General features: G+C 65.9%; 15 protein-coding genes. 2 read left to right on the top strand and 13 right to left on the bottom strand.

The annotated features are described in order from the left end of the window. Positions 1-4: 4 nt before the first annotated feature. From ACVWY6_RS06600 to hisD, 5 genes are read right to left on the bottom strand one after another with little or no spacing between them, the layout of a single operon-like run. Complete coding sequence (locus tag ACVWY6_RS06600) at positions 5-259, bottom strand: hypothetical protein (protein WP_023960977.1); 255 nt, start codon at positions 257-259, stop codon at positions 5-7. Between the two features lie 37 nt (positions 260-296). After that, positions 297-956, bottom strand: coding sequence for an imidazole glycerol phosphate synthase subunit HisH (hisH, locus tag ACVWY6_RS06595; RefSeq protein WP_457536783.1), 660 nt, complete (start codon positions 954-956; stop codon positions 297-299). Beyond that, the gene (gene hisB / locus ACVWY6_RS06590; protein ID WP_457536781.1) at positions 953-1573 is read right to left on the bottom strand and encodes an imidazoleglycerol-phosphate dehydratase HisB; all 621 of its coding nucleotides are present in this window, start codon (positions 1571-1573) and stop codon (positions 953-955) included. The genes hisH and hisB overlap by 4 nt, the downstream gene beginning before the upstream one ends. After that, positions 1570-2700, bottom strand: a complete 1131-nt coding sequence (locus ACVWY6_RS06585) for a histidinol-phosphate transaminase (protein WP_457536779.1) — start codon at positions 2698-2700, stop codon at positions 1570-1572. The genes hisB and ACVWY6_RS06585 overlap by 4 nt, the downstream gene beginning before the upstream one ends. Further along, on the bottom strand, positions 2697-4043 hold the full coding sequence (gene hisD / locus ACVWY6_RS06580; protein ID WP_457536777.1) for a histidinol dehydrogenase: 1347 nt from the start codon (positions 4041-4043) through the stop codon (positions 2697-2699). The genes ACVWY6_RS06585 and hisD overlap by 4 nt, the downstream gene beginning before the upstream one ends. Before the next feature lie 110 nt (positions 4044-4153). On the opposite strand from hisD, the gene ACVWY6_RS06575 reads away from it, so the two are divergent. Further along, complete coding sequence (locus ACVWY6_RS06575; protein WP_023960987.1) at positions 4154-4570, top strand: phage holin family protein; 417 nt, start codon at positions 4154-4156, stop codon at positions 4568-4570. Positions 4571-4582: 12 nt separating this feature from the next. Here the strand turns inward: ACVWY6_RS06575 and ACVWY6_RS06570 are convergent, their stop codons facing one another. The 3 genes from ACVWY6_RS06570 to nadA form a co-directional block, all read right to left on the bottom strand. Then, entirely contained in the window at positions 4583-5596 is a 1014-nt protein-coding gene (locus ACVWY6_RS06570) for an NAD(P)-dependent alcohol dehydrogenase (RefSeq protein WP_457536929.1), read from the bottom strand. A 158-nt stretch (positions 5597-5754) separates the two neighbouring features. After that, positions 5755-6624 (bottom strand): carboxylating nicotinate-nucleotide diphosphorylase, encoded by an 870-nt coding sequence (gene nadC, locus ACVWY6_RS06565; protein ID WP_457536775.1) that lies wholly within the window; start codon positions 6622-6624, stop codon positions 5755-5757. After that, the gene (nadA, locus tag ACVWY6_RS06560; RefSeq protein WP_457536773.1) at positions 6621-7640 is read right to left on the bottom strand and encodes a quinolinate synthase NadA; all 1020 of its coding nucleotides are present in this window, start codon (positions 7638-7640) and stop codon (positions 6621-6623) included. The genes nadC and nadA overlap by 4 nt, the downstream gene beginning before the upstream one ends. Before the next feature lie 193 nt (positions 7641-7833). Between nadA and ACVWY6_RS06555 the strand changes: the two genes are divergently transcribed. After that, a complete protein-coding gene (locus ACVWY6_RS06555) occupies positions 7834-8529 on the top strand; it encodes an NUDIX hydrolase (RefSeq protein ID WP_457536771.1) in 696 nt (231 codons plus the stop codon). A gap of 16 nt (positions 8530-8545) precedes the next feature. On the opposite strand, the gene ACVWY6_RS06550 is transcribed toward ACVWY6_RS06555, so the two are convergent. From ACVWY6_RS06550 to bioB, 5 genes are read right to left on the bottom strand one after another with little or no spacing between them, the layout of a single operon-like run. Next, positions 8546-8971, bottom strand: coding sequence for a MarR family winged helix-turn-helix transcriptional regulator (locus tag ACVWY6_RS06550; RefSeq protein WP_457536769.1), 426 nt, complete (start codon positions 8969-8971; stop codon positions 8546-8548). After that, positions 8971-10461: an MFS transporter gene (locus tag ACVWY6_RS06545; RefSeq protein WP_457536768.1), complete on the bottom strand. Its 1491-nt coding sequence runs from the start codon at positions 10459-10461 to the stop codon at positions 8971-8973. The genes ACVWY6_RS06550 and ACVWY6_RS06545 overlap by 1 nt, the downstream gene beginning before the upstream one ends. A gap of 54 nt (positions 10462-10515) precedes the next feature. After that, positions 10516-11109 (bottom strand): hypothetical protein, encoded by a 594-nt coding sequence (locus tag ACVWY6_RS06540; protein ID WP_457536766.1) that lies wholly within the window; start codon positions 11107-11109, stop codon positions 10516-10518. Then, a complete protein-coding gene (bsaP, locus tag ACVWY6_RS06535; protein WP_023961005.1) occupies positions 11106-11342 on the bottom strand; it encodes a biotin synthase auxiliary protein BsaP in 237 nt (78 codons plus the stop codon). Before bsaP ends, ACVWY6_RS06540 begins: the two co-directional genes overlap by 4 nt. A gap of 29 nt (positions 11343-11371) precedes the next feature. Then, a complete protein-coding gene (gene bioB, locus ACVWY6_RS06530) occupies positions 11372-12385 on the bottom strand; it encodes a biotin synthase BioB (protein ID WP_023961007.1) in 1014 nt (337 codons plus the stop codon). Positions 12386-12420 lie beyond the last annotated feature (35 nt).

Below are 12420 nucleotides of genomic sequence, written 5' to 3'. Positions count from 1 at the left end.
TGTGTCAATCCCTTTCGGTGTTCTTCGGGTCGATCTCGGCGTCATCGGCATGGGCTGCCCGGTCAACCATCCGGTTGGCCACAATACCCATCGCCGCCACCGCGACCACCAGTGCCAGCAGCGCGACGACGAGGGCGGCCAGCGGCGCGACCTGCGCCAACCAGATCACCACGGGCACCGAGAGCACCAGAACCGCCGTGCCGGCGCCGAGTGCGAACACGGCGAGCCGGGCAAAAGAGAACTGGCGCGCCGGGCTCATCGCCGTCCGCGTGTGATCGCGGTCGGGCAGGTCGAGCTCACTTCAACGACCGCACCCAGTTGCGCAGGAGCCGGGCTCCGGCGTCACCGGACTTCTCCGGGTGGAACTGGGTCGCACTCAGTGGCCCGTTCTCGACGGCGGCGAGAAATCGACCACCGTGTTCGGACCACGTGAGCTTGGCGGGTTTGAAATGTCCCTCGGAGTGCAGTTCCCATGTCTGGGCCGCATACGAGTGCACAAAATAGAACCGCTCCTCCGGAGGCATACCCTCGAAGAGGACCGAATCCGGCTCCGCCTCAACGGTATTCCAGCCCATGTGCGGGAGCACCGGAGCCGGGAGCGCGCTGACCGTGCCCGGCCACTGCCCGCACCCGTCGGCCTCGACACCGAACTCGACGCCCCGTTCGAACAGGATTTGCATCCCGACGCATATGCCCAGTACCGGGCGACCGCCGGCGAGCCGGTCATCGATGATGCGGTCGCCCTTGATCTCGCGCAGCCCTTCCATGCATGTCGCGAAGGCTCCGACACCGGGCACGACGAGTCCGTCGGCCTCCAGGGCCGCGTGTGCGTCCGAGGTGACGGTGACGTCGGCACCGGTGCGCTCGAGCGCTCGCTGCGCCGAGCGTAGATTGCCCGATCCGTAGTCGAGGATGGCGACTGTGCGGCCTTCGGTGCCGCTTCCGGTGTTGCTCACAGCGCACCTTTCGTCGAGGGAACCCCGCTCACCCGCGGGTCTGGCTCCACCGCCGCCCGCAGAGCGCGTGCCACTGCCTTGAACTGCGCCTCGGTGATGTGGTGGGGGTCGCGACCGTACAGCGTGCGGACATGCAGTGCGATCTGGGCGTTCATCGCCAGGGATTCGAACACGTGCTTGTTGATCACCGTGTGGTACGGCACACCCGGGTTGCCACCGATCGTGCTGGTGAGAAGGTGGTCGGGTTCTCCGGTGAACACGCAGTAGGGCCGGCCCGAGACGTCGACGATCGCCTGCGCGAGCGTCTCGTCCATGGGGATCCATGCGTCGCCGAAGCGACGGATACCCGACTTGTCACCCAGCGCCTGTCGAATCGCCTGGCCGAGCACGATCGCGGTGTCCTCGACGGTGTGATGCGCCTCGATCTCCACGTCGCCCTTCGCCGCGACGGTCAGGTCAAAACTGCCGTGTGCCCCGAACGCGGTGAGCATGTGGTCGTAGAACGCCACCCCCGTGGAGATCTCGGTGTTGCCGGTGCCGTCGAGGTTGATCTCGACGGTGATGGCTGATTCGCGGGTGGTGCGCTCGATCCGAGCGACGCGAGCCTGGGTTGTCATTGTTGTTGTCCTCCTACGAGGTCGGAGCCGGCCAGTTCGGCACTGCGTGCCAGCAGTGCGTCGTTCTCGGCGGGCAGGCCGATGGTCGCACGCAGATGCCCGGCGATGTGCATGTCCCGGATCAGCACACCGCCGTCCAGGTAGTGCTGCCAGCTGGCTGTGGCGTCGGCGAAGTCGCCGAACAGGATGAAGTTGGCGTCGGAGTCCACCACGTGGAAGCCGAGGTCGGTCAGTCCCGCGGTGACCCGTTCGCGCTCGGCGACGATGGCCGAGACTCCCGCGAGGGTGTCGTCGGCGTGCCGCAGTGCCGCGCGCGCGGCGGCCTGCGTGATCACCGAGAGGTGATACGGCAGACGGACCAGCAGCAGGGCGTCGATCATTGCCGGGTCGGCGGCCAGGTAACCGAGCCGTCCTCCGGCGAACGCGAACGCCTTGCTCATGGTTCGGCTGACAACAACCGTGGCCGGGAACTCCTCGATCAGCGCCACAGCGCTCGGTGCCGCAGAGAACTCCGCATAGGCCTCGTCGACGATGACGATGCCGGGCGCCGCCGCTGCGACTGCCCGCATCTCTTCCAGCGGTATCGAGCCACCCGTCGGATTGTTCGGCGACGTCAGGAACACCACGTCGGGCCGCAGTTCCTCGATCGCGGCCAGTGCCACGTCGAGGTCGAACGAGAAATCGGCGCTGCGCTTGGCCTCGATCCAGGTGGTGTCGATACCCGTGGAGATGATCGGATGCATCGAGTACGAGGGCACGAATCCAAGTGCCGTTCGTCCGGGCCCGCCGAAGGCCTGCAACAACTGCTGCAACACTTCATTGGATCCGTTTGCTGCCCACAAGTTCTCGACACCGAGCCGAATGCCGGTCCGGGTGGTGAGGTATGCGGCCAGATCCGTACGCAGGGCAACGGCGTCGCGATCGGGATAGCGGTGCAACTGACTTGCCGCAGCACGCACCGACTCTGCCAGGTCGTCGACCAGCGCCTGCGACGGTGGGTGCGGGTTCTCGTTGGTGTTCAGCCGATATGGGACTTCCAGTTGCGGTGCGCCATAGGGTGATTGGCCCCTCAGCGACTCGCGGAGCGGAAGGTCGTCCAACCCGATGCGGCTGCTAGGAGCGCTCACCGCTGCTCGCCGCCGGTACTGTCCACCGCGCCGGCGAACCGCAGGCGGACAGCTTCGCCGTGGGCGGGAAGATCCTCGGCACGCGCAAGTGTCTGCACATGCCCGGAGACCTCTTTGAGAGCGGCTTCGTCGTAGTCGATGACGTGGACGCCACGCAGGAATGTCTGTACCGACAGTCCCGAACTGTACCGAGCCGACCCCGATGTGGGCAGCACGTGATTGGAACCCGCGCAGTAGTCACCCAGACTGACCGGCGAGAAGTCGCCGACGAAGATGGCGCCGGCGCTGTGCACCTGCGCCGCAACACCCTTGGCGTCGCGGGTCTGGATCTCGAGGTGCTCGGCCGCGTAGGCATTGACCACCCGCAGTCCCTGCTCGATGTCGTCGACGAGGATCACACCTGACTGCGATCCGCCCAGCGCGGTGCGTACCCGTTCGCTGTGTGTGGTGCGCTCGATCTGTACGTCGAGCTCGGCCTCCACGGCATCGGCCAAAGCCGTGCTGTCGGTGACCAGGACAGACGCCGCCATCACATCGTGCTCGGCCTGACTGATGAGATCGGCGGCCACATTGACCGGGTTCGCCGAATCGTCCGCGAGGATCGCGATCTCGGTGGGGCCTGCCTCCGAGTCGATCCCGACAACGCTGCGGCACAACCGTTTTGCGGCGGTGACGTAGATGTTGCCGGGGCCGGTGATGAGGTCGACCGGATCGAGGTCGGCGCCATCGGTGTCGGTGCCGCCGTAGGTGAGCAGTGCCACCGCCTGCGCGCCGCCCACCGCCCACACCTCGGTGACCCCGAGCAGCGCGCACGCCGCCAAGATGGTCGGGTGTGGCCTGCCGCCGAACTGTGCTTGAGGCGGGGAACTGACCACCAGGGTGTCGACGCCGGCTTCCTGGGCTGGCACCACGTTCATCACGACGCTGGACGGGTAGACGGCGTTGCCGCCGGGCACGTACAGACCCACACGGCTCACGGGGATCCAGCGCTCGGTCACCGTTCCGCCTGGACTGACCTCAGTTGTCACATCGGTGCGGCGCTGGTCGGCGTGCACCTTCCGAGCCCGGTCGATGGACTCGGTGAGTGCGGCGCGGACGTTCGAGTCGATGTCGGCCAGGGCCTGGTCGATCAACTCGGCCGGGACCCGCACGGTGTCGGGTGCGACGCCGTCGAACTTTTTTCCGTACTCCAGGGCGGCCTCGGCCCCGCGGTCGCGGATCGCGTCGATCACCGGCTTGACCTGTCCGAGGACTGCGTCGACGTCGGTCGCGCCGCGCGGCATCGCCCGGCGCAGTTGAGCAGTGGTGGCACGGGCACCGCGTAGGTCGGTGCGGGCAAGCATCGGCGAATACTCCTGACGGGTGGGTCGGCGATCCACAGTGCGCTATGGATCCGAGTTCAAGGATATGCGGTGCGGCCAGCCGTTTTCACCGGCGGCCCTAGGATCAGCACATGGTCTTCGTCGTCCGCCTGCTGATCAACGCCATCGCGATCTGGATGGCCGCGGCGCTCGTCACCGGCATCTCCATCGCCACCGACGGCCGCGACACGTCCGCACAGGTCCTGATCGTCCTGTTCATCGCCCTGGTGTTCACCGTGGTGAACACCGCGATCAAGCCGGTGGTGAAACTGCTGTCGATCCCCCTGCTGATCCTCACACTCGGCTTGTTCACGCTGGTCATCAACGCTTTGATGCTGCTGCTGACCGCGTGGATCACCGACTCCACCGAGTTCGGGCTCAGCATCGACGGGTTCTGGACCGCGGTGTGGGGGTCGGTGATCATCTCGATCGTCAACTTCCTGCTCGGCGCGCTTGTTCCCGATCGCAGATCGCGGGACCGGAGACAAGCGCGTCAGACGTTCAGATGACGACCGGCGGGTTCACAGCGTCGAGTTGTCGATGACAAACCGGTAGCGGACGTCGGAAGCAATCACCCGCTCGTAGGCCTCGTTGATCTGCTGTGCGGGAATGACCTCGATCTCCGAACCCAGATCGTGCTCGGCGCAGAAGTCCAGCATCTCCTGGGTCTCGGCGATGCCGCCGATCATCGAGCCGGCCAGCGAACGCCGGTTCGCGGTCAAGGACATCGCCCGGACCGAGATCGGCTTCTCCGGCAGCCCGAGTTCCACCAGCGTGCCGTTCAGCGCGAGCATGCCCATGTACTTGTTGATGTCGAAGTTGACCGACACCGTGTTGATGATGAGATCGAACTTTCCGCGCAGCTGCTTGAAGGTTGCCGGGTCGTCGGTGGCGTAATAGTGCTGCGCGCCGAGCCGCAATCCGTCTTCCATCTTCTTGAGGGATTGCGAGATCACACTCACCTCGGCGCCCATGGCCGCAGCGATCTTGACGCCCATGTGACCCAGTCCCCCGAGACCGATGATCGCGACCCGTTTGCCCGGCCCCGCACCCCAATGCCGCAGAGGCGAGTAGGTGGTGATGCCGGCGCACAACAGCGGAGCTGCCACGTCGAGTCCCAGGGAGTCCGGGATCCGGAGCACGTAGTTGGCATCGACCACCACTTCTTGTGCGTATCCGCCGGTGGTGGGTTTGCCGTCGCGGCCGGTGGCGTTGTAGGTACCGACCATCCCTCGCGTGCAGTACTGCTCCTGCCCGAGAATGCAGGCCTCACACTCGCGGCACGAGTCGACGAAGCAACCGACCCCCACTCGGTCGCCGACCTGGTACTTGGTCACCTCGGCACCGATCTCGGAGACCGTTCCGGCGATCTCGTGGCCGGGGATCACGGGGTATGTGGTGTGCCCCCACTCATTGCGAGCGGTGTGGATGTCCGAGTGACAGATGCCGGCGTACGCAACCGCGATGCGAACATCGTGCGGACCCACCTCACGAGTATCGATGGTGGTGGGGACCAGCTCTTCCGTCGCGGACATCGCGGCGTAGGCATTGACGGTCGGCACGTGTTCTACCTCCAGGGGATGGGTGGGTGGTGCGAATGAATGGCGTCGAGCGCCGTATTCAATCGTACAGACGCATATGTCCCCGGCCCCTGGTCGGAAACTCGGGCCGACGAGCCCACCCCTGCGGAGGACTAGTCGCCGACCCAATCGAATCCGAGGTCGAGCGCGATGACCGAGTGGGTCAACGCTCCGACAGCGAGGAAGTCGACACCGGTTCGGGCGTAGTCCTCGGCGACATCAAGACTCAGACCACCCGAGGACTCGAGTTTGGTCTTCGGCGATCGCGAGTTCCTGCGCTGCACCGCCATCTGGGTCTGCCACAACGGGAAGTTGTCCAGCAGAACCAGCTCCGCCTCCAGCAGCAGTGCCTCGTCGAGCTGTTCGAGCGAGTCCACCTCGACCTCACACGGCAGGTCTGGCGACGCGGCACGCACCGCCTGCAACGCGGCCGTGACAGAACCCGCCGCGGCCACGTGGTTGTCCTTGATCAGTGCAGCGTCGCCCAATCCCATCCGGTGGTTCTCTCCCCCGCCACACCGCACCGCGTATTTCTGGAGCGATCGCATGCCGGGCAACGTCTTTCGAGAATCACGGACCTTGGCGCCAGTGCCATCGAGTTCGGCGACCCACTGCGCGGTGGCGGTGGCGATCCCCGACAGGTGACACAGAAGGTTCAACGCAGTGCGTTCGGCGACAAGCAGTCCACCGACCGGGCCTCGCAACGTCGCGACGACCGTGCCCGGTTCGACCACCGCGCCGTCCTCGAGGCGGTCGAGCACCTCGTACGCGCCGCTGCCGATCACCGCATCGAACACCTGTAGTGCAACATCGAGGCCGGCCAGTACACCGGATTGCCGGCTCCCGAGGGCCGCGGTCGCAACTGCTCCCTCGGGAACCGTTGCGGCCGTGGTGACGTCGGGTCCGTAGCGCAGATCCTCGTCCAGTGCGGTCGCGATCAGTGCCGCGACCTCAGCGGTGCCGGCAGGGTTGCCCGCCGTCACTCCCCCGACCCCGGATTGCCGATCTCGATCATTCGCTGCACGCTCAGCCGGGCGCGCTCGGACGTGGCGGCGTCGACGTGCACCTCGTCCTTGCCCTCCGTGAGGCAACGCAGCAGAGCGGCCGGGGTGATCATCTTCATGTACGGGCAGGACGCGCGGTCGTTGACCGCCTGGAAATCGACGTCCGGGGCAGCCTTGCGCAGCTGGTGAAGCATGCCGACCTCGGTGGCCACCAGCACCTGTGTTGCGCCGGTGGCGCGGGCGGCGTCGAGCATCCCACCGGTGGAGAGGATCTTGACCTTGTCTGCCGGCACGAAGCCCTCGCCCGCGAGGTAGAGAGCCGAAGTGGCGCAACCACATTCGGGGTGCACGTACAACTCGGCGTCCGGGTGGGTCCGAGACTTCTCCGTCAGCTCATCACCGTTGATACCGGCGTGCACGTGGCACTCGCCGGCCCAGATCTGCATGTTCGTGCGGCCGGTCACCCGCTTGACGTGGGCTCCCAGGAACTGGTCGGGGAGGAAGAGCACCTCACGGTCGGGGTCGATGGAATTGACCACATCGACGGCGTTCGACGACGTACAGCAGATGTCGGTGAGACCCTTCACCTCTGCCGTCGTGTTGACGTAGGAGACGACCACCGCATCCGGATAGTCGGCCTTCCAGGCCCGCAGGTCCTCGGCGGTGATGGAGTCCGCGAGCGAACATCCGGCCCGCTCGTCCGGGATGAGCACCCGCTTGTCGGGGCTGAGGATCTTGGCCGTCTCCGCCATGAAGTGCACGCCGCAGAAGATGATCTCGTCGGTCTCGGCCTCGGCCGCAATGCGCGACAGCGCAAGGGAGTCGCCCACGTGGTCGGCGACGTCCTGGATGGCAGGTAACTGATAGTTGTGAGCCAGCAAGGTCGCGTTGCGCGCCTTGGCCAGGCGCTTGATCTCGGCGAACCATTCGGGCGTGGGGTCGACTCCGGTGTAGAGAGGTGCGGTAGAGCCGATCGGGAGTTCCGTGGTGGTCATGTCCAACCACCTCCTGTTCGTGGCGCCGACCTACGGTGGCCGGCCTGGGATACCTGGGCTGGGGTTTTCGACTGTAGATCGAAAACCTCGACCCGATCGTAGCACTCGCCCGCCGCGGGCCATCGAAAGGCCGCATCCGCGACCCCCTCGACATGGTCAAACAGGGCACCGCTCACCCACTACACTCGCAGCCATGCCCGCGCCGAGCGTCTTTCATGAAGTGCTCTGCGCTGTGTTCCAGGTGCGCGAATCGGGCGACTCCGACGCTCCCCAGCTCTCGGTCTTGCTGTGGCAGCGGGCGTTCGACCCGCAGGCCGGATCGTGGTCGCTGCCCGGCGGCGGCCTTCGAGCCGACGAGGACCTCAAGACCTCGGCGCTTCGGCAGTTGGCCGAGAAGGTCGACGTGCGCGAAGTCGCCCACCTCGAGCAACTGTCGGTCTTCTCCGACCCCAAACGGATGCCCGGACCGCGTGTCATCGCGTCCTCATATCTCGGTATGGTGCCGTCCGACTCACAGCCGAATCTGCCACCCGACACCCGGTGGCACCCGGTCTCGCAACTGCCGGAGATCAGTTTCGACCACAGCCAGATCGTCGAACGGGCAGGGTCGAGACTGGCTGCGAAGTTGTCGTACACGAACATCGCGTTCGCACTCGCGCCCGCCGAGTTCTCGATGTCGGCACTGAGCGACATCTACTGCGCTGCCCTCGGCTACCCGGTGGACTCGACCAATCTGCTGCGCATCTTGTCCCGCCGCGGCGTGATCACCGCAACAGGAACAGTCGGACGGACCGGCCCATCGGGTGGGCGGCCGCCGGCGCTCTACCGTTTTGCCGACAAACAACTGCGCATCACCGACGAGTTCGCGACGCTTCGCCCGCCGCCCTGATCCGCCGCGGAGGCGCTCACCCGGTCCGCGTGTGTTCGGCCAGTTTGGCCAGGAGAACCGCGAGGGAAACCACCTCGTCGTCGCTGAGCGCGTCGAAAGGCAGGGGCGCCGGATCCTCGACCGCTCGTGCCGCATCGAGCATCTCCCGCCCCGCCTCGGTCAGCGACACCACCTTGCTACGCCGGTTGGCCGGGTCCGTTCGACGGTCCACCAGTCCCCGCTGCTCCAGCTCTGTCACGGCCACCGTGGCGGCAGGTGCGTCCACCGTGGCCGCCGACGCCAGCTGTTTCATGGTGAGTGGACCCCCGTCGAGCCGGCTCAGCATCCGGAATCGACTGAACGGCAACCCCGTTTGGTCGATCACCGCGCGGCGCCACGTCTCGCGGTTGCTGTGCACCAGCGTTGTCATCGTGCGCCACACCTCGTCACGCTGATCCCCCATCACCGGCTCCTGCCGCCGGCGGGGGTGTGATGCGTCGGCTGGACGATCGGCTTCTCGTCAGACTCGGCGAACAGGTCGGCAACCCGCGACGTGGTGCGCGCCGACGCCTCGGTGGTGGAGAAGATCCCCAGTCCCGCGATGGTGAGGGCGAGTCCCGCCGTCACCCACCACAGCGGAGCCATCGCGGTGACGGACACCGGTGACTCGGGCCCGGCCGCGATCACCGATCCGGCGATGGTCCCCGACAGTGCCACCCCCACGCTGATCCCGAGTTGACGGCTCGTCGATGCGATCGCCGACGCAGCACCTGCGCGTTCGCGCGGCATCCCGCTGACAGCAGCCGTGGTGATCGGCGCGTTCACGGTTCCGAAACCGACCCCGAACATGCCGAAGACGATGAGCATCTGCCAGTTGGGCGTGTTCGGTCCCAGTTGCGTGAGCAGGCTCGATGCCAGAGCGAGCATCACACCCGCGAACACCAGGGACGGGCGCGTTCCATAGCGGCCCACCAGGCGTCCGGACAACGGCGAGCAGATGATGGTGCCGATCGCGATCGGCAGGAACATCAGACCTGTCTCCACCGGGGAGTAGCCGCGGATTCCCTGCAGGTAGATCGACATCATGAACAGGAACGCGCCATAGGCGGCAAAGGCGCAGATGCCGGTGACGGTGGCCGCCGAGAACGGGATGCTGCGGAAGAACCGTAGTTCGATGAACGGGTCGGTCCGGCGCAGTTCGTAGGCGCAGAAACCGCCGAATGCGACGATCGCCACCACAAAAATCCCGATCGTCCGCCAATCGGTCCAGCCCATGCCGGGTCCTTCGATCAACCCGATGACAACACCAGCCATGAACACGATTGCCAGGCCTTGTCCGATGGGGTCGAGTCCGCGAACGCGTTGCGACTTCGATTCGGGCACAACAACAATGGTGGCGATCACCGCGATCAGGCAGATCGGGAGGTTGATCAGGAACACCGACTGCCAACTGAACAGATCGATGAGCACGCCGCCCACGATCGGGCCGAGCGCCATCGAGACCCCGACCACCGCACCCCAGACGCCGACCGCCCGAGCACGTTCGACCCGGCCGGAGAACGTCTGGGTGATGATGGACATGGCCACCGGGTTGAGCATCGAACCGCCCACCGCCTGGAGGAATCTGGCGGCGATGAGGACCTCGACATTGGGTGCCAGGCTGCACAGAAGCGAGCCCAGAGCGAACAACGTCAGGCCGATCTGGAACACCCGCCGCCGCCCGAATCGGTCTGCGGTGGTTCCGGCGAGCATCAGCAAACTGGCCAACACCAGCGTGTAGACATCGATCACCCACTGCAATTCGGTGGGCGTGGCTTCGAAGTCACTCCTGATCGACGGGATCGCGACGTTGACGATGGTCGCGTCCATCGAGACGATCAGCAGGCTGAGACAGCAGGTCGCGAGAATCGCCACCTTGCGATTGCGGCTGAGATCCTCGGATGGTTTGGTCACGAAACTATTGTGAAACTACAACTGTTTCTGCGCAAGTGCCTGTGCAGGACGTCACTATCGGTGCGACGCACTCGCTTCGGCGGGGGCACCCTCGTCGGTCGTCGACTCGCGGGGTTCGCCGCGTTCAAGAGCGACCAGCAAGATGATGGTGACCAGCGCGGTCAGAGGCGCGATCACCAGTAGCGCCCACGAGAATCCGACTCCGCCGGAGATGTCGAGCTGGGCGCCGACGATACGCAGGCTGGGCGGCTGAGTGAACTCCTGCCCTACCGCCACCCCATCTCGACCCGAAAAGCGCAGACGCGCAATGGCATCGCCCACCCATACCGCCCCGACACCGGCCGTGATCGTCGACACGGTCAACACCACCACGCCCAACGGACCACGGAGCGACGGAGAGACCCAGAGCACCACGGCAAGCACCACACCGGCGGCCAGTGCCACACAGAAGAAGACCGCCAGGGCGGAGAACTCGGTGCCGGCGTCACCGATGGCAACCGCCCGGCCCGATTCGATCACCCGGCCGTCGATGCCCGGGGTGAGCAGGCCCCAGACCACTCCCCATGCGATCGCGACCAACACAATCCCCGCCACGACCAGCGCGGCCGCCGATGCAGGAGGCGACAACGCCCGGCGCGGACCGGTCAACGCTGCGCCAGCTCCACCGAGTCGACCGTGCCGTGTCGTGAGCAGCGCGCCGACCATCCGTCAGGACGGACCTGAACGACCATCCGGCGCCCACACTGGCCGCAGTATCGCGGCGGTTCCAGGCCCAACTGCGCGGCCTTGGGCACCGAGTCCGGGTGCTCGAGCTCCAACCGCACGCCCGTGTACACCCCGAAGGTGAGAGGCGTGGCCAGCGGCGCGGGGATGTCGGTCATCGTCGGAGCGTTCCTTGAGATGCGAACTGTCAGATTGAGTCGTTGAGGGCCTTGATCGGCATCTGCAGCTCTTCGAGCAGATCCAGATCGGTCTCGGCCGGACGGCCGAGGGTGGTCAGGTAGTTACCGACGATGACCGCGTTGATCCCGCCGAGGATGCCCTGCTTTGCGCCGAGGTCACCGAGGGTGATCTCCCGGCCACCGGCGAACCGCAGGATGGTGCGAGGCAGTGCCAGACGGAAGGCGGCCACGGCTTTGAGGGCTTCGGCAGCCGGCAACACGTCGAGGTCCCCGAACGGGGTACCCGGACGCGGGTTGAGGAAGTTGAGCGGAACCTCGTCGGGATCGAGGGCAGCCAGATCCGCGGCGAACTCGGCTCGCTGTTCCAGCGTCTCGCCCATGCCGAGGATGCCGCCGCAGCAGACCTCCATACCGGCTTCGCGGATCATCTTCAGGGTGCCGAAACGCTCTTCCCAGCTATGGGTGGTGACGACGTTCGGGAAATGCGAGCGCGCGGTCTCGAGGTTGTGGTTGTAGCGATGCACGCCCATGGCCTTGAGCTCGTCGACCTGTTCCTGGGTCAACATGCCCAGGCTGCAGGCGATCTGGATGTCGACCTCGGCGCGGATCGCTTCGATGCCGGCAGCAACCTGAGCCATCAGCCGCTTGTCGGGACCGCGTACCGCCGCCACGATGCAGAACTCGGTGGCACCGGACTTGGCAGTCTGCTTGGCGGCCTCGACCAGAGCCGGGATGTCGATCCACGCACTGCGCACCGGTGATGCGAACAAGCCGGACTGCGAGCAGAAATGGCAATCTTCGGGGCAACCGCCGGTCTTGAGGGAGATGATGCCCTCGACCTCGACCTCTGGCCCGCAGTGCTTCATCCGCACGTCGTGCGCGAGCTGAAGAAGATCGGTCAGTTTGTCGTCGGGCAGCTGCAGGATCTGCAGTGTCTGCTCTTGAGTGAGCCCTTCACCGCGTTCCAACACCTGCTCGCGCGCGACGTCCAGAATGTCTGTGCGTACTGGTGCCTGGGTCACGTGGGGCCTCCCTCTTGTCATGAATATTGCGGTCT

The organism is Williamsia sp. R60 (genome assembly GCF_054063855.1).
Note: the sequence above shows the minus strand (reverse complement) of the source record. Positions and strands in the feature narration are given on the sequence as shown.